17 protein-coding genes and 1 tRNA gene are annotated in these 19,728 nt (G+C 67.6%); 8 read left to right on the top strand and 10 right to left on the bottom strand.

Going from position 1 to position 19,728, the window contains the following annotated elements; genetic code table 11:
- Window positions 1-170: 170 nt before the first annotated feature.
- The 6 genes from ribA to U1703_RS13830 form a co-directional block, all read right to left on the bottom strand.
- A complete protein-coding gene (gene ribA, locus U1703_RS13805; protein ID WP_332786136.1) occupies window positions 171-1,223 on the bottom strand; it encodes a GTP cyclohydrolase II in 1,053 nt (350 codons plus the stop codon).
- Window positions 1,220-2,002 carry an exodeoxyribonuclease III gene (locus tag U1703_RS13810; RefSeq protein ID WP_332786137.1) on the bottom strand — a complete coding sequence of 261 codons (783 nt, stop codon included), beginning with the start codon at window positions 2,000-2,002 and terminating at the stop codon, window positions 1,220-1,222. The genes ribA and U1703_RS13810 overlap by 4 nt, the downstream gene beginning before the upstream one ends.
- 391 nt (window positions 2,003-2,393) lie before the next feature.
- Window positions 2,394-3,026, bottom strand: coding sequence for a LolA family protein (locus U1703_RS13815; RefSeq protein WP_414712054.1), 633 nt, complete (start codon window positions 3,024-3,026; stop codon window positions 2,394-2,396).
- A 67-nt stretch (window positions 3,027-3,093) separates the two neighbouring features.
- Entirely contained in the window at window positions 3,094-4,494 is a 1,401-nt protein-coding gene (locus U1703_RS13820) for a carbohydrate porin (protein ID WP_332786138.1), read from the bottom strand.
- 112 nt (window positions 4,495-4,606) lie between these two features.
- Window positions 4,607-5,068: a peptide-methionine (R)-S-oxide reductase MsrB gene (gene msrB / locus U1703_RS13825; RefSeq protein WP_332786139.1), complete on the bottom strand. Its 462-nt coding sequence runs from the start codon at window positions 5,066-5,068 to the stop codon at window positions 4,607-4,609.
- Between the two features lie 17 nt (window positions 5,069-5,085).
- Entirely contained in the window at window positions 5,086-5,745 is a 660-nt protein-coding gene (locus tag U1703_RS13830) for a DsbA family oxidoreductase (RefSeq protein WP_332786140.1), read from the bottom strand.
- A gap of 508 nt (window positions 5,746-6,253) precedes the next feature.
- Here U1703_RS13830 and U1703_RS13835 point away from each other — a divergent pair.
- A complete protein-coding gene (locus tag U1703_RS13835) occupies window positions 6,254-7,003 on the top strand; it encodes an SDR family NAD(P)-dependent oxidoreductase (protein WP_332786141.1) in 750 nt (249 codons plus the stop codon).
- An 11-nt stretch (window positions 7,004-7,014) separates the two neighbouring features.
- Here the strand turns inward: U1703_RS13835 and U1703_RS13840 are convergent, their stop codons facing one another.
- Complete coding sequence (locus U1703_RS13840) at window positions 7,015-7,497, bottom strand: GNAT family N-acetyltransferase (protein ID WP_332786142.1); 483 nt, start codon at window positions 7,495-7,497, stop codon at window positions 7,015-7,017.
- Between the two features lie 112 nt (window positions 7,498-7,609).
- On the opposite strand from U1703_RS13840, the gene U1703_RS13845 reads away from it, so the two are divergent.
- Window positions 7,610-8,317 carry a hypothetical protein gene (locus U1703_RS13845; RefSeq protein ID WP_332786143.1) on the top strand — a complete coding sequence of 236 codons (708 nt, stop codon included), beginning with the start codon at window positions 7,610-7,612 and terminating at the stop codon, window positions 8,315-8,317.
- A gap of 120 nt (window positions 8,318-8,437) precedes the next feature.
- Here the strand turns inward: U1703_RS13845 and U1703_RS13850 are convergent.
- A tRNA-Gly gene (locus U1703_RS13850) sits at window positions 8,438-8,512 on the bottom strand.
- 131 nt (window positions 8,513-8,643) lie between these two features.
- Between U1703_RS13850 and U1703_RS13855 the strand changes: the two genes are divergently transcribed.
- From U1703_RS13855 to clpS, 4 genes are all read left to right on the top strand, one after another.
- Entirely contained in the window at window positions 8,644-9,408 is a 765-nt protein-coding gene (locus U1703_RS13855; protein ID WP_320452862.1) for an ImuA family protein, read from the top strand.
- Window positions 9,299-10,852 carry a Y-family DNA polymerase gene (locus U1703_RS13860; RefSeq protein ID WP_332786144.1) on the top strand — a complete coding sequence of 518 codons (1,554 nt, stop codon included), beginning with the start codon at window positions 9,299-9,301 and terminating at the stop codon, window positions 10,850-10,852. Before U1703_RS13855 ends, U1703_RS13860 begins: the two co-directional genes overlap by 110 nt.
- Before the next feature lie 139 nt (window positions 10,853-10,991).
- A complete protein-coding gene (locus U1703_RS13865) occupies window positions 10,992-14,285 on the top strand; it encodes an error-prone DNA polymerase (RefSeq protein ID WP_332786145.1) in 3,294 nt (1,097 codons plus the stop codon).
- Between the two features lie 247 nt (window positions 14,286-14,532).
- Window positions 14,533-14,877: an ATP-dependent Clp protease adapter ClpS gene (clpS, locus tag U1703_RS13870; RefSeq protein ID WP_042486836.1), complete on the top strand. Its 345-nt coding sequence runs from the start codon at window positions 14,533-14,535 to the stop codon at window positions 14,875-14,877.
- A gap of 16 nt (window positions 14,878-14,893) precedes the next feature.
- Here the strand turns inward: clpS and U1703_RS13875 are convergent, their stop codons facing one another.
- A complete protein-coding gene (locus U1703_RS13875; RefSeq protein ID WP_332786146.1) occupies window positions 14,894-15,841 on the bottom strand; it encodes an NAD(P)/FAD-dependent oxidoreductase in 948 nt (315 codons plus the stop codon).
- 324 nt (window positions 15,842-16,165) lie between these two features.
- Between U1703_RS13875 and katG the strand changes: the two genes are divergently transcribed.
- Window positions 16,166-18,427, top strand: a complete 2,262-nt coding sequence (gene katG, locus U1703_RS13880; RefSeq protein ID WP_332786147.1) for a catalase/peroxidase HPI — start codon at window positions 16,166-16,168, stop codon at window positions 18,425-18,427.
- A gap of 53 nt (window positions 18,428-18,480) precedes the next feature.
- Window positions 18,481-18,837 (top strand): thiol-disulfide oxidoreductase DCC family protein, encoded by a 357-nt coding sequence (locus U1703_RS13885; RefSeq protein ID WP_332786148.1) that lies wholly within the window; start codon window positions 18,481-18,483, stop codon window positions 18,835-18,837.
- A gap of 41 nt (window positions 18,838-18,878) precedes the next feature.
- Here U1703_RS13885 and U1703_RS13890 read toward each other — a convergent pair whose 3' ends face one another.
- Complete coding sequence (locus U1703_RS13890) at window positions 18,879-19,619, bottom strand: Crp/Fnr family transcriptional regulator (protein WP_332786149.1); 741 nt, start codon at window positions 19,617-19,619, stop codon at window positions 18,879-18,881.
- Between the last annotated feature and the right edge of the window lie 109 nt (window positions 19,620-19,728).

Here is a 19,728-nt window from a genome sequence, read left to right on the forward strand (position 1 = left end):
CCGGCGGAGGCCGGGGTCCAGTTGCGAAGGCTTCATTGATGGGGCGAGCCGGACCATCACAACGGCACCCCCGACTGGACCCCGGCCTCCGCCGGGGTGGCGCTTCGGCTTGGATGGATCAAACACCTGGCCCCCGTTCGGCCTGAGCGAACGGGGCGTGGGGTATCGCCTTAGAGCTGGTGCCCGGTCCGGTCCCGCTTGGTCGCCAGATAGCGTTCGTTGTGCGGATTGGGCGGCAGGCTGTGCGCCACCCGTTCGACCACCTGCACACCCGCGGCCTCCAGCCCGGCCACCTTGGCCGGATTGTTGGTCAGCAATCGCACCCGGTCCTGTCCCATCAAGGTCAACATCCGCGCCGCCACGCCGAAGTCGCGCGCATCGATCGCGAAGCCCAGCCGGGTGTTGGCGTCGACCGTATCGAAACCCTGATCCTGAAGCTGGTACGCGCGCAGCTTGTTGACCAGTCCGATCCCGCGCCCCTCCTGCCGCAGATAGAGCAATATGCCCCAGCCCGAGTCGGCGATGGCATGGATCGCGGCATGAAGCTGCGGCCCGCAATCGCACTTCAGGCTGCCGAGCACATCGCCGGTCAGGCATTCGCTGTGCAGCCGCACCAGTGGCGGCTGGCTGTTCGGCTGGCCGATCAGCAGCGCGACATGCTCGCCCGCTGCATGGGGCGAGCGGAAGGCGACGATCTCGGCGTCTTCCGCCCCCGCCACGGGCAGGCGCGCGCGGGTGGCGATGGCCAGCGCTTCGGCATTTTCATGCGCGGCGATATCGGCCAGGTCGATCTCCGCCTCGACGCCCGTGCCGCCCAGGAAAAAGGCGGGCAGCATCCCGGCGATCCGCGCGAACCGGATCGCCGCCGCCGCGACCGCCGGGTCGGGCAGGGGGAGCGCGCGGAACGGACCTTTCAGCGGGGTGGCGAGGTCGAATTGCGGGTCGGCCAGCGCGGTGGCGGCGGCAAAGTCGATCCAGGGGGCACGCTCGACCAGGACGGCGGCGTCGGGATCGGCCGCCTCGACCTGGTTGGTCAGTTTCAACGTCGCGGCGCGACCGGCCGAGATCAGGACCGGCGCGCGAGCGTCGGGATCGAAGGCGGCAAGGCGCAGCGGATCGGCGGTCTCCACGGCAAGCAAAGGCTGGCCCGCGATCGCGATCGGCCAGCCCCGGCGCAATGCGTCGATCGCGCGCGCCGCCGCCTTGGAGTCGGGAAGGCTCAAAAATCGAATTCCGTCATGATCGGGATATGGTCGGAGGGTTTCAGCCAGCCGCGGCACCCCTCGAACACCTGATGGCCGACCGCCTTTTCGGCCACGTCGCGCGTCGCCCACATATGGTCGAGCCGCCGCCCGCGATCCGAAGCCGCCCAGTCCTTCGCGCGGTAGCTCCACCAGGTATAGAGCCGCTGCGGCGCGGGGATGAAGTGGCGGCCGAGATCGACCCAGTCGTTCGACGCCTGGAGCTTGCCCAGCGTTTCCACCTCGATCGGGGTATGGCTGACCACGTCGAGCAGTTGCTTGTGGCTCCACACGTCCGATTCGAGCGGGGCGATGTTGAAGTCGCCGGTCAGGATGGTCGGACAGTCGAGCTGGCTGGACCATTCGATCATGCGGCCCAGGAAATCGAGCTTCTGGCCGAACTTGGGGTTCACCTCGCGGTCCGCCACGTCGCCGCCCGCCGGGATATAGACATTCTCCAGCCGCACGCCGTTCGGCAGTCGGATGCCGACATGCCGCGCCTCGGCATTGGCCTGCCAGTCCAGGCGGTCGTCCTCGACGATCGGCACACGCGCGACGATCGCGACGCCGTGGTGCATCCGCTGGCCGTGGATGATGATGTGCCCGTAACCCAGCGCGCGGAACAGATCGAAGGGGAAGTCGTCATCGACGACCTTCGTCTCCTGAAGGCACAGCACGTCGGGCGCGGCTTCCTTCAGGAATTGCTCGACGATCGCGGCGCGGAAACGCACCGAGTTGATGTTCCAGGAGGCGATTTTCACGGGAAGCGATGTAGCGGGGGCAGGGGGGTGAGACAAGGTTACCCTGAGCCGGGCAGCCGCGCTGTATATTCCTTATCACCCCGGCGAAGGCCGGGGTTCAGATGCGGCGGATGATCGAGCGCGCGACGCCTTTGCCTCCCACGCCGCGTGATGCGCGCCACCTGCGGCATGGCGACTGGGCCCCGGCCTTCGCCGGGGTGGGAGCCGGAAGAAAAATGGAAAGGCCCCCGCTCCGGGGGCATGGAGCGAGGGCCGACCTAGCGTTCGTCACGCAGGCGGGATGAGGGTGCTCGTCCGAGCAACAGGGGGGAATCTCGAAGGCCCCTCAACCGCAACGCCTTGATAGGCCAGCGAACCTGTCGCGCGGATGAATGAAACGGCCCCCGACCGTTCAGTTACGGGTCGGCGTCCTCCGCGGGTCGTTGAATCGGAACGCCTTGTCGTCCACCGGCACGCCGAATCGCTGGTTGGACAGGCGGATCGTCGTGCGATTGTTCTGGCTGTCCAGCGCGACCCAGCCCTGCATCATCAGGCCGCCCGGCGCCGCCGGATCGCGCGCGAAGACCAGGGTGATCTTGCCATACTCGGGATGCTTGGGGTCGTTCGCCTCGACCGACAACAGCCGCGAATCGGCGCTCGGCACGACCTTGGCATAACGGCCGATGTCACGACTGGGGTCGAGCAGGACGCCCAGCGGCGAGTTCTTGATCGGCCAGCGCTGCACCTGCCGGACCGAATAGTCGATGAAGGTCAGGCTGCCGCCATCGGCGACGATCAGCAGGGGCACGCCCTTTTCATACTGAAACCGGATCTTGCCCGGCTTCTTCATGGTCAGCGTACCGGTCAGCACCTTGCCCGCGCGGTCCTGTTGGGTGAAGTCGGCGGTCATCGTCTGCACCGATTGCAGGTGCCGCTGCACCGCCGCCAGATCGCCGGTGGCTTGCGCGACGGCGGGCACGGGGGCGGCGACCATCGCCATGGCGGTCGGCGCCAGCAGGGCGGACGCCATCATCGAACGGATCATCAAATCACTCCTTTGGGCACGCCTGTCCTTGCGCGCCGCCTATTGAATGGGTCGTGAATTGCCCGCGTTACAGGGTGAAGGCTGCCTTCAAGCCCAGGATCGTCACGTCATCGGCCTGCGCATAGCCGCCGGGATGGTGGACGAACTGGACGTTGGGGCGCATCTCCAGCCATTCGGCGGGGTGGATGCTGTAATAGATTTCCGCCGCATATTCGGAGCCCTGCACGGGCGGCCGGGCGGGATCGAGCCGCTGGCCGTCCGCCACGCGCCCGTTCACATGGGTGCGCGCCAAGCCGAAGCCCAGCACGTCACCCGGCACGGCGGGGACCAGCCCCTTGTAGAACAGCCCGGCGGCGATCTGGTTGTCCGTCACGCTGGTCGCGCGGTCGGCCTGGGTCGCATTCATGAAGACGCTGAGGCCGTTTTCCGCCTTGCCGTCCTTGGTCTCGCCGGTCAGCTGCTGCTGGATGTTGACGTACACGCCGTAGCGGCTGGTCCGCTGCAACGGGGCCAGTCCGGTGATCGCGATCGGACGGCGGTTGATGTCGAGGAACACGTCCGCCGCATCCGCCGTCGCGACCCAGCCGCCCAGCTTGTACGATCCGATCTTGCCCGCACTGGCATTGCGGATCCAGCCGACTTCGGCGGGGACCAGCACGCCGGTCGCGCCCTTGAAATGGCCGATGAAGAAGTCGGTATCCAGGTTGCGCGGATTGATCTCATAGACCGCGCCCTGGACATACAGGTCGTCGCGCGGTTCGTAGCGCAACCGCGCGCCCCATTGGCTGACCGGCCAGTTCTGCCAGTAATCGCCGACCAGATTGCCCGGCTGCGCCCCGCAGAAGCTGAGATTCATGAAATGGCAGGAGAAGATGGCGAAATCCTCGCCCGGATTGGTGCGGCCCAGCTTCAGCTCGAACCGCTCGCCGATCCGCTGTTCGTACCAGAATTGCGTCAGGCGCAGCGTCTGGCCGCGCCCATAGACTTCCTGCACCTGTTGCAGCGTGCCGAGATTCGCGTCATCGCTGAGATTGCGGCCACGGCGATAGGTGAGGGTGGCCTGGAACGCCCCGCCCTTCAGCCCCATCACCTTTTCCAGGTCGAACAGCGCGCCCGCGTCGAACTGCCCCGTCTCGCGGAACAGCGTCTTGCGCCCGCCGGTGAGATTGGCCGCGCTTTCCGAGGCATAGCGCGCGGTGACGGTAATGCCCCGCTCGTTGAGCCGGGTGCGGATCTCGTGCCAGTCGCCGATGATCCCGGGCGGCGGCGTCCGGCGCGTGTCGGCGGTGATCGCCGAGGGGGCGCTATCGGATGGGCGAACGGCGCGGCGGCGGGTCGGGGGCCGCTGCGTATCGCCAACAGCGGCATCGGGGGAGACGCGTGCGGCGGTCGGCACCGGGTCGGTGGTCTGCTGGGGTGCCAGTGGTGCTGCCATCAGCAGCGGAGCCCAACCCCAGACCATCACCATCCCTGCATCCCCTCTTGTTCGATCCCGTCGTTACGGGACGCAAACGACCATAAGGGCAAAAGGTGCCGTTAACGTAAGGTGGCGCAGTTCCTCCCCCGCAAGGGGAGGAATTTTATCCCTGCTCGGCCGCGCGGACCTGATCGACATAGTCGCCATAGCCCTCTGCCTCCATGTCCCCGAGCGGCACGAAGCGCAGCGAGGCGGAGTTGATGCAGTAGCGCAGGCCGCCGCGATCACGCGGGCCGTCGGGGAAGACATGGCCCAGATGGCTGTCGCCATGCGCCGAGCGGACCTCGGTACGAACCATGCCGTGCGTGGTGTCGCGCAGTTCGTTGACGTGCGCGGGCTCGATCGGCCGGGTGAAGCTGGGCCAGCCGCAATGCGAATCGAACTTGTCGGCGGAGGCGAACAGCGGCTCGCCCGAGACGATGTCGACATACAGCCCCGGCTCGCGGGTGTGGAGATATTCGCCGGTGCCGGGACGCTCGGTGCCGCTCTGCTGCGTCACATAGAACTGCTCGGGCGTCAGCTTGCCGAGTGCTTCCTCGGTCTTGGCGTAACGGGTGTCGGCCATGGGATGTCCTTTCTGGCTCAGGCTTCGGCGGCGATCTGGCGCAGCGCCTGCTCGAACGATTCGGGCGGCTGGCCACCCGAGATGAGATACCGGTTGTCGATAACGATGGCGGGCACCGATTGGATGCCGCGCCCCTGCCACAGTCGCTCCGCCTCGCGCACTTCGGTGGCGTAGTGGTCAGACGACAGGATCGCGCGGGCCTGTTCGGCGTCCAGCCCGGCACGGGCGGCGGCGGCGACCAGCACGTCGTGGTTCGAAATATCCTCGCCGCGCGTGAAATAGCTGTCGAACAGCGCGTGCTTCAGCGCCGCCTGTCGCCCCTCGACTTCGGCCCAGTGGAGCAGCCGGTGCGCGTCGAAGCTGTTATAGATGCGCGCATCGTCGGTCATCGCCATGGTGAAGCCGACCGCCGCCGCCCGTTCGCGGATGGTGACGCGGTTGGCGGCGGATTGTTCGGGCGATGCGCCATATTTGCGACCGATATGCTCGACGATATTCTCGCCTTCCGGCGCCATGGCGGGGTTCAGCTCGAAGGGCTGGAAATGGATCTGGGCCTCGACCGTGTCGCCCCACTCGTCCTTCAGCCGCTCCAGCGCGGTCTCCAGCCCGCGCAGCCCGATGATGCACCATGGGCAGGAAACATCGGAAACGAAGTCGATACGCAAAGGGCGGGGCATGGGCGATCCTGCATGATGCGATCGGTCCGATCGCCCCGCTTATGTGGGAAAAGGCCCAACGCCCTGCAACCTCCCCGAGTACTCGGGAGGCGATGTCAGCCGCGCACCGGCACCCAGCGTTCGGGCAGGTGGGGGCGGGGCGAAGCGCGGGGATAGACGGTGCGTACGGCCTCTCCGGAGGTATCGGGTGCGGCTGGTTCCTCGGTCGGGTCCAGGGCGGGGCGGAACTCGCACCATCCCCCCTGCGCGCGCGGGAAGGGGCCGGAGCGGGGAAGGGGCCTGGATAATGCCGGACGGTGGTGCATGTTCGATTCTCCCGCCCGTCCTTCTGGCTGGGCATCACTGTCCGGAACATCCGGGAAAAGCCCTGGTTTCAGTGACATGGTGAGTTTTGGATCGCGGATGCCCGGTAGCGACTTCGTGCAACCGGCCGCTTTGCAAAGCGTACATGGCCCCTGATCCGTATCCCGGATACTCAGGGGGCCGGATTTGAGAGGGAATTGAAACCATGACCAAGACTGTCCTCGTCACCGGTGCGACCGCCGGTATCGGTGCGGGCACCGCGCGTGCCTTCGTCGCGGCCGGGTGGCGGGTGATCGGCACCGGCCGCCGCGAAGACCGGTTGCGCGCGCTGGCCGACGAGCTGGGAGAGGCATTTTGTCCGCTGGCTTTCGACATCACCGACGAGGATGCGCTGGACGCCGCGCTGGCCGGTCTGCCGGATGATTTTGCGGGCATCGACCTGCTCGTCAACAATGCGGGCCTCGCACTCGGCACCAAGCCCGCGCAGGACAGCGACCTGGCACAGTGGCGCACGATGATCGCGACCAATATCGACGGGCTGATCACCATCACCCACCGGCTGCTGCCCCGCCTGATCGAACGGCGCGGGGGGATCATCAACCTGTCCTCGGTGGCGGCGAACTATCCGTACACCGGCGGCAACGTCTATGGCGGGACCAAGGCGTTCGTGAAGCAGTTCTCGCTGAACCTGCGCGCCGACCTGCATGGCAAGGGGGTGCGCGTCACCTCGATCGAGCCGGGCATGGTCGAAACCGAGTTCACCACGGTCCGCACCGGCGGTGACCAGGCGGCGTCGGACACGCTCTATGCCGGGTCCGATCCGATGACCGCCGACGATATCGCGGCGACTTTGCTCTGGGTCGCCACGCTACCGCCACACCTGAACATCAACCGGCTGGAGCTGATGCCGGTCAGCCAGTCCTTTGCCGGTTTCCAGGTTGCCCGAAAAAACTGATCGCCGGATGACTATAGCGGTCGGTGCATCACCAGGGCATCGACCGCCCCCAGATGCGGGTGCCGGAACGCCCCCGGCACCCGTCCGACCGTGGCGAAGCCAAGCGCCGTCCACAGATGCACGGCGGCGGCATTGCTGCTCACCACGAAGTTGAACTGCATCGCGGTGAACCCGCGCGCCCGCGTCTCGTCGAACGAGTGGAGCGCCATCGCCCGCGCCAGTCCGCGTCCGCGCGCGGCGGCGCTGGTCATATACCCGGCATTGGCGACATGGTCGCCGCCGCCCGCCTGGTTCGCGCGCAGATAATAGGTGCCCAGGATCAGCCCCTCTTCCTCCACGACGAAGGTCGCCCGGTCCTGGCCCAGCCAATAGGCGATGGCGGCGGCCTCCGGCATGGCGGGGTCGAGCGCATAGGTCTCGCCCGCGCGGATCACGGGCATGATGATCGCGCCGATGGCGGCGGCGTCCGAGGCACAAGCGGGGCGAATCGGCATCGGACCGCCTTTTCCGCAAGCAGGGCGGCTTCGCAATCCCGGATTTCCCCGGATGGCGGCGGGCCATCCGCCCGACCTACGCACTTGCCGGTTTTAGGCTGGGGGTTTTGTCATGCCATTTTCGGACGGAGATCGGGCGCGGTTGCTGATGCTGGCGGAAAAGGACGTCCGCCGCTGGTGCTGCCCGCCCGAGGAAAAGGTGCTGCGGCGTTATTACCCGGACACGCACTGGCTGCGGCTGTTCGAGGGGCGGGTGAGCGAGGAAGACGCGCACCGGTTTCTCGTCACCTTCCAGCTGACCAAGCGCCAGGCCTGGGACAAACCCGGCGTGGCGAGCGCGATCATGGCGACGCGCGCGGCGGCGACGTTCGATCCGCTGGTCGACATCGCCACGCTGGCGGGCGGGCTGCCGGCTCGCAATGCCCGTCCCCGGCGGCACAGTTCGGCCGCCAGCAAGATCGCGACCTTCACCCGGCCGGAAGCGGACATCTTCATCTGGGACCGGCTGGCCAGCAAGGCGGCCCGGCACCGCGACTGGCATCGCGGCGGGCGGACCGGCCGACGGCGGCTGCATGCGCTCTATCGCACCGGCGGCCAGCATGATTACCCGTCCTTCTGGCATGCCTGCGACGCGGCACGAGCCGACGAGCGGGGCAGGGGTGATTTCTGCGAAGCACGCGACCGGCTGATCGCCGATTTCCGGCGCGGCGCGGGAGGCCGGTTCATGGCGGAGCGAATCGACGACGGCTTCATCGAACGCCGCCTGCTCGACAAGCTGATGTTCGCCGAAGGCCAGTTGCTGGAATCGCGCGAAGTATAGGAAAAGGGGGGCAGGATCGCGGGGGGCGACACGATGCTGTTCGTGTCGTCGCCACCATCGTCGGTGACGTTTGCGTTTTCGCGATGCTGCTGAATGGCGCAGCATGTTCGCTGCGAAAACTGGAGCGGGCGAAGGGATTCGAACCCTCGACCCCAACCTTGGCAAGGTTGTGCTCTACCCCTGAGCTACGCCCGCTCTGGCGTTCCGAACCGGCGAACCGGCTGGGGTGAGGCGGGCTATTAGATGTGGGTTTCGAATCCGGCAAGCACTTTTTTCAGATTTTTTACGGCTGGCGACTCCGGCCATAGAACATTACAAGAACATATATGGAGGAGCCCTTCGCCCTGATCGACCGTTTGCGTGGCGCCGCCGCGCGGGGCGCGCGTGCGGGGGAGGCGCCGGGGGCGGGGCGGCAGGATGATGCGATGCCGTGCCTCGACCCGGCCCGGTTGCATGAGATCCATGCCCTTTCCCAGGAGGAAGCGGCCAGCGGGGCCGGTCTGGCGATCGGGTGCGTGCTGGCGGCCGGGGCACGCCCGATCCTGTGGTTGCGCACCGAGGCGGCCGAGCGACAGGGCGGGCGACTCCATGGCCCCGGGCTGGTCGCGATGGGGCTCGACCCCGCCGATCTGGTCGTGGTGGTGGTCGCCGACGATTCGGCGCTGCTGCGCGCGGCGGCCGATGGTGCGCGCTGTCCGGGCCTCGGCACCGTCATCGCGGAAGGATGGGGGGCGATGCGCGGTTTGGACCTGACCGCCTCGCGCCGGTTGATGCTGGCGGCCGAAGCCTCGGGCGTGCTGATGATCCTGCTGCGTGTCGGGGGACAGGCGGTGCCCAGCGCCGCCGCGACCCGCTGGTCGGTCGCGCCCGCCCCTTCGCGCGTGCTGGCAGCGGATGCGCCGGGTGCGCCCGCTTATGATCTGGAATTGCTGCGTCGACGGGGAGGGCCTGCGGGCGCCCGGTGGCGCGTGGAGTGGAACCGTGACACGCAAAGCTTCGACCCCGCGCCGCTATCTGGCGCTCGTCTTCCCCTGGTTGCCGATCGAGCGGCTGCGGGCCCGGCGCCCGCACCTGTTCGTGGCGCGGGGTGATGCCCCGATCGTCTTCGCCGAATCGGTGGGCGGCGCGATCCGCCTCGCCGCGCTCGATCCGGCCGCGCTTGCGGCGGGGCTGTCGGTCGGGCTGACCCTGGCCGATGCGCGGGCGCGGGTGCCCGAGATCGAGGTCTTTCCGCATGACCCCGGTGCCGATGCCGACTGGCTGGAACGGCTGGCCGAGGGGGCGCGGCGCTACAGCCCGGCGGTGGCGCTCGATCCGCCGCAGGGGCTGGTGCTCGATTCTACAGGCGCGGATCATCTGTTCGGCGGCGAGCGCGGGCTGGCCGAGGATATCGAGACTCGCATGGCCCGGCGCGGCCTGACCGTACGACTGGCATATGGCGACACGCCCGAGGCGGCGCGCGCGCTGGCGCGGCATGCGGGGGCGCCCGCCCCGGACGAGATGGGGGCGATCCGCCGCCTGCCCGTCGCGGCGCTGGAACTGGACGAGGATGCGCGGGCGGCGCTGGTCGCGGCGGGGCTGAAGTCGGTCGGCGACGTATTGGCGCGACCGATGGCGACGATCGCGGCGCGATTCGGGCGCGAGGCGGCCACCGCGCTGCGACGGCTGACCGGCGAGGAGGACAGCCCGCTGACCCCGCGCGTGGTCGCCGCGCCGATCGCGGTGGAGCGCCGCTTCGCCGAGCCGGTGGCGCGGACCGAGCATATGCTGGGCGTGCTGGAGGAACTGGCGGGCGAGGCGGCGCGCGCGCTGGAGGAACGGCACGAGGGCGGGCGGCGCTGGGATGCGCGGCTGTTCCGCAGCGATGGCGAGGTGCAGGTCCTGCGCGTCGAGACGGGGCAGCCGACCCGCGACCCGGCCGTGCTGCTGCGCCTGTTCCGCGAGCGGATCGAGGCACTGGCCGATCCGCTCGATCCGGGGTTCGGCTATGACCTGATCCGGCTGGATGTCGGCCTGGCCGAGAAGCTCGACGCGGTGCAGTTGCGGCTGGAGGGGGGCGAGGCGAAGTCGGAGGCGGTGGCGGCGCTGATCGACCGGCTGGGCACGCGGCTGGGGCGCGAACGGGTGCGCCGGATCCATCCGCGCGACAGCCATATTCCCGAACAGGCCGAATTGATGCTGCCCGCGACGGAAGCGGCGCCCAAGGCGGAATGGACTCGGCCCGAGGCAGGGGAGCCGCCGCTCCGCCCGATCCACCTGTTCGACCCGCCCCAGCCGATCGAGTCGCTCGCCGCCGAAACCCCGGACGGCCCGCCCGCGCGGTTCCGCTGGCGGCGCAAGATGCATGACGTGGCGCGCGCCGAAGGGCCCGAGCGGATCGCAGGCGAATGGTGGCGGCGCGCCGACATGGCCCCGCCGACCCGCGACTATTACCGGGTCGAGGATGTGCGCGGGCGGCGCTTCTGGATCTTCCGCCACGGCCTTTACAGCGAGACCGAGCGGCCGCGCTGGTATGTGCACGGCCTGTTCGCGTGATCGACCTGACGCTGGGGACCATCGGGAGGATGGTGGAGGGGTGTCACGGGTTGCGACGATTGGGACGCTCACAACCGGGGACACCCCTCTGTCAGGGCTTTGCCCTGCCACCTCCCCTTGCAGGGGAGGAAAAGATTAAATGCCCGACTTCGCCGAACTGATCGCGGCGACCCATTACTCCTTCCTCGACGGCGCGAGCCCGGCGGAGGATATGGTCAAGCAAGCCATCATGCTGGGATTGGACGGACTGGGCGTTGCCGATCGCAATACGGTGGCGGGGGTGGTGCGCGCGCACCGGGCGCTGCGGGAGCTCCGCGAGGAACTGGACGGGCATATGCCGCCCTTCGAACTGGTCGTCGGTGCCCGCCTGGTCTTTGCCGACGGCACGCCGGATATCGTCGCCTATCCGATCAACCGCACCGGCTGGGGACGGCTGACCCGTTTGCTGACCGTTGGTAACAAGCGCGCCCGGAAGGGCGGCTGCATCCTGGGGCTGGGCGACCTGACCCGTCATGCCGAAGAGATGCTGTTGATCGCGCTGCCCGAATCCTCGGCGCGGCCCTGTGAGCCGATGGCGGAGGCGATGCTGCCCCCGAAACGGGCCGATCCGGGGCTGGCGGCGACCCTCGACCGGCTGGTGGCGGTGGCGGCGGGGCGGGTCTGGCTGGGCGTGACCATGCCGCGATCGGGGGCGGACCGGCGTCGGCTGATGGCGCAGGGCGTGCTGGCCGAGGCGCGGGGGGTGCCGCTGCTCGCGACCACCGATGCGCTGTTCGCCACACCCGCCGACCGACCGGTACAGGATATACTGACCTGCATTCGCGAGGGGCTGACCATCCGCACCGGCGGGCGGCGGCTGGCGGCCAATGCCGAGCGGCACCTGAAACCCGCGTCAGAGATGGCGCGGCTGTTCGCCGACCGGCCGGGGGCGGTGGCGGAGAGCGTGGCGATCCTCGAGCGGATCACGTTCCGGCTGGATCACATCGCCTATCACTATCCCAACGAACCGATACCCGAAGGGTGGGCAGCACAGGACTGGCTGGAAGACCTGGTCTGGAAGGGGGCGGCGGAGAAATTTCCCCAGGGGATTCCGGCCAAGCTCCGGTCCACCCTGACGGAGGAACTGGGGCTCATCCGCGACTGTCGATACGCCCATTATTTCCTGACCGTGCACGATGTCGTGCAGCATGCGCGCAGCCTGGACCCGCCGATCCTGTGCCAGGGGCGGGGCTCGGCGGCCAATTCGGCGGTGTGCTGGATCTTGGGCGTCACCTCGGTCGATCCGACCAGGCATGACCTGCTCTTCTCGCGTTTCGTCTCGAACGAGCGCAAGGAGCCGCCCGATATCGACATCGACTTCGAGCATGAGCGGCGCGAGGAGGTGATCCAGTATATCTATGACCGCTATGGCCGCCACCGCGCCGCCATCGCCGCGACCGTCATCCATTATCGCCCGCGCAGCACGGTGCGCGAGGTCGGCCGGGCCTTGGGGCTGAGCGAGGATGTGACGCAGCGGCTGACCAGCACCGTCTGGGGCAGCTTTTCCAGGCAGTTCGAGGAGAAGCGCTTCCACGAAACCGGCTTTTCCCCCGACAATCCGGAGATCGCGCGGTTGCGCACCCTGGTCGACCGGCTGCTGGGCGCGCCGCGGCATCTGTCGCAGCATGTCGGCGGTTTCGTGCTGACCCAGGGGCGGCTGGACGAGACGGTGCCGATCCACAACGGCGCGATGGAGGGGCGGACCTTCATCGAGTGGGACAAGGACGATATCGACGAGCTGAAGATCATGAAGGTCGACATATTGGCGCTCGGCATGCTGACGTGCATCCGCAAGGCGTTCGACCTGATGGAGGCGAACGGCCTCGACCGTCCCGACCTCACCGATCTGGCCCAGGACGAGGACGAGCGGGTCTTCAGGATGCTGCAAAAGGGCGACAGCATCGGCGTGTTCCAGGTGGAGAGCCGGGCGCAGATCAACATGCTGCCCCGGCTGAAGCCCCGCGAATTCTACGACCTGGTCGTGCAGGTCGCGATCGTCCGGCCGGGGCCGATCGAGGGCGACATGGTCCACCCCTATCTGCGCCGACGGTCGGACAAGGAGGTCGTGACCTATCCTTCGCCGCATCCCGATCATGGTCCGAAGGACGAACTCTACCAGTTGCTCCACAAGACTTACGGCGTACCGCTGTTTCAGGAACAGGCGATGAAACTCGCCATCACCGCTGCGGAGTTTACCCCCGACGAGGCCAACCAGCTTCGCCGCGCCATGGCGACCTTCCGCAATGTCGGCACGATCCAGAATTTCCGCGAGAAGATGGTCGGTGGCATGGTCCGGCGCGGATACGAACAGGATTTCGCCGAACGCTGCTTCAAGCAGATCGAGGGGTTCGGCTCCTACGGCTTTCCCGAAAGCCATGCGCTGTCCTTTGCGCGGCTGGTCTATGTCTCGGCCTGGTTGAAATGCCATCAGCCCGCGATCTTCACCTGCGCGTTGCTCAACGCCCAGCCGATGGGGTTCTACGCCCCCGCGCAACTCGTTCGCGACGCGCGCGAAAATGGCGGGGTCGAGGTGCGGCCGGTCGATGTGAATCACAGCGGCTGGGACAATCGGCTGGAACGGCGCGACGATGGCGCCTTCGCGCTTCGGCTAGGCTTTCGCCAGATCGACGCATTCCGCGAAGCCTGGGGCAGGGACATCGCGGACCACGCCCCCTATGACGCGATCGAGGCGGTCGCCATCCGCGCCCGGCTGCCCCGCCGCGCGCTCGATCTGCTGGCCCAGGCCGACGCCTATCGCTCGCTGGGGCGTGGGCGGCGCGAGGGGCAGTGGGAGGCGCGGCGGATGAAGTCGGCGCAACTGCCGCTGTTCGCGGCGATGGATGCCCCCGAAATGGCGGCCGAACCCGATGTCGCGCTGCCGCCCATGCCGCTGTCCGAACAGGTCAGCGCCGATTACCGGGCGACGCGACTGTCGCTTAAGGGCCATCCCATGGCGTTCCTGCGCCGCGAGCTGGCGGCCGAGGGCATCTTGTCCGCCGCCGATCTCCACCGGCTGGCCGATGGGCGACGCGCCAAGGTGGCGGGGGTGGTGCTGGTCCGCCAGCGGCCGGGCAAGGGCAATGCGATCTTCGTCACGATCGAGGACGAGACGGGCATCGTCAACGCCCTGATGTGGGCGCGCGATTTCGAGGCGAACCGGCGCGCCGTGATGGCATCGCGACTGATGCTGATCCACGGCGTCGTCCAGCGTAGCGAGGAGGGCGTCGTCCACCTGATGACGGCGGGTGTCGAGGATCGCAGCGCGATGCTCGCCCGGCTGGAGGACGTGCCCGCCGTCGCCACCCGGTCGCATGATCCGCGCGGGACCCCGGCCCAGCGCGGCGTCCATCCGCGCGACGTCCGCCTGCTGCCGCGCTCGCGGGATTTTCACTGAAATGTGATTCCGTCCATGCTCCACCCCCGGCGAAGGCCGGGATGGTGTGGCAGGTGATGCAACGATCCATGGACCGGGACACCCCGCCGTCAGGGCCGTGCCCTGCCGCTTCCCTTTTCAGGGGAGGAATGAAACCATGCCGATTTATACGAACGATCCGCCCGCCAAGGGCTTGTGCGTACCCCCCGCCATGCCATATTTTGTCGTCATGGCCCAGAACAGCGACACTCTCACCCATCCTCTGGGAATGGCCGGTAATGGGCCGGGGCAAGGCCCCGATCATGGGGACGACGAAGGCAACGGCCTGGGCGTCGCGACCCGCACCCGGACGCGCACCAAGCAGCCGACGCCCTACCGCGTGCTGATGCTGAACGACGATTACACGCCGATGGAATTCGTCGTGCTGTGCCTCCAGCGGTTCTTCCGCATGAGCATGGACGACGCGACCCGCGTGATGCTGCACGTGCACCAGCGCGGCGTGGGCGTGTGCGGTGTGTTCTCCTACGAAGTCGCCGAAACCAAGGTGGCGCAGGTGATCGACTTCGCCCGCGCCAACCAGCATCCGCTGCAATGCACGTTGGAGAAGGCGTAACGCTGCTGACCGGCTTCTATCCGGCCAGCACTGCCTCCGCTGCCTGTCGCCCGGACAGCCAGGCGCTTTCGACCCGTGGAGCGATCAGCCAGTCGCCACAGGCCGCCAGCCCCAGATCGGGTCGGTGCCAGGCGCCGATCCCCGCCTTGCCCGACCGCGCATAGCGCCAGCGATGCGCCGCCGCATAGGTCGGGGAGGGCAGCGTTCCGACCCGTTCCTCCAGCGCGCGTAGCAGCGATGCGGTGACCGAGGCGGTGTCGCTTTCGAGATGGCGGCGCGACCATTCGGGTGTGGCATGGATCGTCCAAGCCTCGCCGCCGTCACGGCCGGGCTTGGCGGAGTTGCGGGCGGCCCAGTCGATAGGACTGTCGCCCGCATCGCCATTCGCCAGGATGTCGGCGGCCGACAGCACCGCCTCGAACCCCAGCATCACGGTCCAGCAGGGGGCGGACGGATGCGCCTCGGCCCGTTCGGCCAGGTCGGGGGCATGTGCCGTGGCCAGCGCCGGAACCTGTTCGGCCGGGATCGCCAGGATCACCGCGTCGAACGGCCCCTCCCGCCCGGCGTCATGGCCCAGCCACCAACCATCGGACCCGCGCATCAGTTCGCGGATATGCGTCGACCAGCGCGGGGCGAGCGGCGCGGCCATGTGGGTGGGGATTGCGTTCATGCCCGGCACCCCGACCCAGGCATCCTCACCCGCCGCCGGCCAGGGGGCGACGACGCCGTCCCGTGCCCAGACCTCGACCTGCGCGACGAAGGTGGGATCGCGCGCCGTCATATACTGTGCGCCGTAATCGAAGGCGAAGGACTGTCCGTCCGCCATGACCACCTTGCTCGACAGGCGTCCGCCCGGACGGCGGCCCTTGTCGAACAGCGCGACGCGCCAGCCGTCCTGCGCCATCCGCGTCGCGCAGGACAGCCCCGCCATGCCAGCGCCGATAATGGCGGCCGATCCGACCATCGCTGAATTCCTCCATGCCCGGTGCGCATGCCGCTGCGCAAACCGGACTTTTTGCCGAACAGGGTCAACGCCCTAATATTCGGGCTGATCCAGGATAATTTTTTAGGGCAGGCCGGGCCTGACGAAGGATCGACGCCGGGTGCGCAACGTTGTCGAAGCGGATGAGCGGCGAATGTGTTTGTCGCTTCAGGAAAGATGCGGCCGCCGATGTTCCCGACAGGTGACATGATCCTCGCCGATCACGGCATGACGGCGGACGACCTTGTCCGTCGTCCCGGTGCGGCTTGCGCGATTTCAACCCGATAGACCCGAAGAGGCTGGCAGATGGAAGATTACAAGACCGTGCTCGAAGGCAAGTGCCCCTTTGGCGGCGACCGGATCGGGGGCAGCTTCACCACGCCGCCGACGCTGGCCGAATGGTATCCCAACCGGCTGCGGGTCGAGCAGTTGCACCGCCATGGCCCGCGCGCCAATCCGCTGGGTGAGGATTTCGATTATCGCGCCGAATTCGCCAAGATCGACCTCGATGCGCTGAAGGCGGAAATCAAGCGCTTCCTGACCAGCTCGGTCGCATGGTGGCCGTCCGACTATGGCAATTACGGGCCGCAGATGATCCGCATGTCGTGGCACTCGGCGGGCAGCTATCGCATCGCCGACGGGCGCGGTGGTGCCGGCGAGGCGATGCAGCGTTTCGCGCCGATCAACAGCTGGTGGGACAATGGCAATGTCGACAAGTCGCGTCGCCTGCTCTGGCCGATCAAGCAGAAATATGGCGCGGCGCTGTCCTGGGCCGACCTGATCGTCCTGACCGGCAACTGCTCGCTCGAGATCATGGGGCTGCCGACCTATGGCTTCGGCGGCGGGCGCGAGGATGCGTGGGAAGCCGATGACGCGACCTATTGGGGGCCCGAGGTCTTCGACATGACCAAGGTCGATTCCTATGACGAGATGGTCAATCGCGACAAGCGCTGGCGTGGCCAGAATGGTGATGCCGATTACGATCTGGAACAGCCGCTGGCCGCCTCGCACCAGTCGCTCATCTATGTGAATCCCGAAGGGCCCTATGCCAATGGCGACCCGATGGGCTCGGCTCGCGATATCCGCGTCACCTTCACCCGCATGGCGATGAACGACGAGGAGACGGTGGCGCTGATCGCGGGCGGCCACGCCTTTGGCAAGAGCCATGGCATGGTGAAGGCCGACCGCATCGGCGCGCCGCCGGAGATCGCGGCGATCGAGGAGATGGGGCTGGGCTGGCACAATCCCGAAGGCACCGGCAATGCCGAGTTCACGATGACCAACGGCATCGAGGGCAGCTGGACGCAGGACCCGACGACCTGGGACAACAGCTATCTCGAAAACCTGCTGGGCCTGGAATGGGAACAGACGCGCAGCCCGGCGGGTGCGCTGCAATGGACGCCGGTCAGCGGTGACGCGCCGCGCACCCCGGATGCGCATATCGAGGGCAAGACCCATGCGCTGATGATGATGACCAGCGACATCGCGCTGAAGGTCGATCCCGTCTATCGCCCGATCTGCGAGCGCTTCCTCAACGACTTCGACTATTTCACCGAGCAGTTTTCCAAGGCGTGGTACAAGCTGACCCACCGCGACATGGGTCCGCGCGAACGCTATGTCGGTCCCGAGGTCACGATCCAGCCCGACCTGTTGTGGCAGGACCCGATCCCGGAGCGCGATTACGAACTGATCGACGCGGCCGACATCGCGCAGCTGAAGCAGCAGATTCTGGGCAGTGGTCTGTCGGTCTCGGACCTGGCCTTCACCGCCTTTTCCGCGGCCGTCACCTACCGCGACAGCGACAAGCGCGGCGGCGCGAACGGTGCGCGGCTGGCGCTGGCGCCGCAAAAGGACTGGGCGGTCAATCGCCGCACCGTGCCCGTCATCGCGAAGCTGCGCGAGATCATGGATGCGTTCAACGGTGCGGCGACCGGTGGCAAGCGTGTGTCGCTGGCCGACCTGATCGTGCTGGGCGGCACGGCGGCGGTCGAGAAGGCGGCGGCGGATGCCGGGATCGCGTTGGAGGTGCCGTTCACCGCCGGGCGTCGCGACACCACCGACGAACTGACCGACGCCGACAGCTTCGAATGGCTGAAGCCGGTGGTCGACGGCTTCCGCAACTATGTCGATGATCACTTTGCCGAGGTGACGGCGGGCCGTGTCGCGCCCGAGGAACTGTTCCTCGACAAGGCGGCGCTGCTGAAGCTCAGCGCGCCCGAATGGGTGGTGCTGACCGGTGGCCTGCGCGCGCTAGGCGCCAACTGGGACGAGAGCGAGGCGGGTGTGTTCACCGACCGGGTGGGCGTGCTCAGCAACGACTTCTTCCGCGTGCTGACCAGCATGGACTATGTCTGGACCAAGCAGGACGAGGCCGGGCTGCGCTTCACGCTGGATGACCGGGATACGGGCGAGACGCGCTATGCCGCGACGCGCAACGACCTGATCTTCGGCGCCAACTCGCAGCTGCGCAACATCGCCGAATTCTACGCCGCCGAGGATGGCGAGGCCCGCATGGTCCGCGATTTCGTGAAGGTGTGGAACAAGGTGATGACGGCGGATCTGTTCTGATCGCCCGTGGCGGCCCGGCAGGACCGGGCCGCCACGTCACACGGACAAGCGCCATGAAGACCGTCACCGTCTGGTACGACAATGCCTGTCCGCTGTGCCGCCGCGAGATCGCGATAATGCGGCGGCTGGACACGCGCAAACGGATCGATTTCGTAGCGATCGGCGGGGACGGCCCGGACCAATGCCCGATCGACCGCGACACCCTGCTCGCGCGCTTCCATGCGCGGGAGAATGGCCGGATGCTGTCGGGCGCGGCGGCCTTTGCCGCGATGTGGCGGGCGATCCCGTTACTGCGCCCGCTGGGGCTCGCTGCGCGCTCGCCATGGCTGCTGGGGGTATTGGAGCGAGCCTATCGCCGGTTCCTGACGGTCCGGCCGCGCTTGCAGAAGTGGGCGGGCGGCCGTTCCTGAACATCGCTTCCCTCCCCGTCATAGGGGAGGAATGAAGCGGCCTACCGCCCCGGCGGCAGCCAGCTGAGGTCCAGCCCCTCGAACCGGTCGATATAGCGGGCCTCGCCCACCAGTTGTGCTTCGTTCAACAGGTGGACGCGGCCACCCTCTCGCTTGATCAGGCCCTCGTCCTCCAGCTGGCGCAGCATGCGGTTCACATGCACTGCGGTCAGCCCGATCGCATCGCCCATCTCCTCCTGGGTCAGGCCGGGCGCGAAGGAGGCGCCGACATCCATGCCCGCCTGGCGCATCTGGCCCCGCAGCGACAGCAGCAGCGTGGCCACCCGCGTCCGCGCCGAGGTGCGGCCCAGTCCCGCCAGCCGATCGGTGGTGATGACCCGTTCGATCTGGTTGAGGACGAGGATCAGGCTCAGCAGGCGCGGATGCTCGGTCGCCAGCATCGTGATCTGCCCCCGGTCGAACGGACAGACGACCGCGTTCGATACCGCCACCACCGTATCGGGCGACCGGTCATAGAGCAGCGCCGACAGGGCAAAGAGATCGCCGGGAAACAGGAAGCGCAGGATCTGGCGGCTGCCGTCGTCGAGCAGGACATAGCACATCAGCATGCCCTGTCGGACCACGTACATGTCCTCGCTGCGCATCTGTTCGTCGGTCAACACGGTCCCGCGCCGTATCGCGCGGGGCCGATCCTCCAGCTGCGACAGCGCGTCGCGCTCTGCTGGGGTCAGCGAAACCCATTTGTCCAGGCGATCCCCAAGCCCGAAATTTCCCACTGACACCTCATTCCCCGAGCGGAACAGTGCCTTAGCCATCAAGGGGATCGGCATGCATTGATATCGATCAACCGGCCCTTTTCTTGGTTTTTCCTGCCGCTTTTCGCCCTCTGGG

It is taken from the genome of Sphingomonas flavida (assembly GCF_036663655.1).
Classification (GTDB): domain Bacteria; phylum Pseudomonadota; class Alphaproteobacteria; order Sphingomonadales; family Sphingomonadaceae; genus Sphingomonas.

Coding starts and splice junctions, on each gene's coding strand:
- U1703_RS13885 (WP_332786148.1), top strand. CDS start 18,481: ATGAAGACCGTCACCGTCTGGTACGACAATGCCTGTCCGCTGTGCCGC.
- U1703_RS13855 (WP_320452862.1), top strand. CDS start 8,644: ATGGAGGAGCCCTTCGCCCTGATCGACCGTTTGCGTGGCGCCGCCGCG.
- U1703_RS13840 (WP_332786142.1), bottom strand. CDS start 7,497: ATGCCGATTCGCCCCGCTTGTGCCTCGGACGCCGCCGCCATCGGCGCG.
- katG (WP_332786147.1), top strand. CDS start 16,166: ATGGAAGATTACAAGACCGTGCTCGAAGGCAAGTGCCCCTTTGGCGGC.
- U1703_RS13845 (WP_332786143.1), top strand. CDS start 7,610: ATGCCATTTTCGGACGGAGATCGGGCGCGGTTGCTGATGCTGGCGGAA.
- U1703_RS13835 (WP_332786141.1), top strand. CDS start 6,254: ATGACCAAGACTGTCCTCGTCACCGGTGCGACCGCCGGTATCGGTGCG.
- U1703_RS13820 (WP_332786138.1), bottom strand. CDS start 4,494: ATGGTGATGGTCTGGGGTTGGGCTCCGCTGCTGATGGCAGCACCACTG.
- U1703_RS13875 (WP_332786146.1), bottom strand. CDS start 15,841: ATGGTCGGATCGGCCGCCATTATCGGCGCTGGCATGGCGGGGCTGTCC.
- U1703_RS13815 (WP_414712054.1), bottom strand. CDS start 3,026: ATGATCCGTTCGATGATGGCGTCCGCCCTGCTGGCGCCGACCGCCATG.
- U1703_RS13865 (WP_332786145.1), top strand. CDS start 10,992: ATGCCCGACTTCGCCGAACTGATCGCGGCGACCCATTACTCCTTCCTC.
- msrB (WP_332786139.1), bottom strand. CDS start 5,068: ATGGCCGACACCCGTTACGCCAAGACCGAGGAAGCACTCGGCAAGCTG.
- clpS (WP_042486836.1), top strand. CDS start 14,533: ATGGCCGGTAATGGGCCGGGGCAAGGCCCCGATCATGGGGACGACGAA.
- U1703_RS13830 (WP_332786140.1), bottom strand. CDS start 5,745: ATGCCCCGCCCTTTGCGTATCGACTTCGTTTCCGATGTTTCCTGCCCA.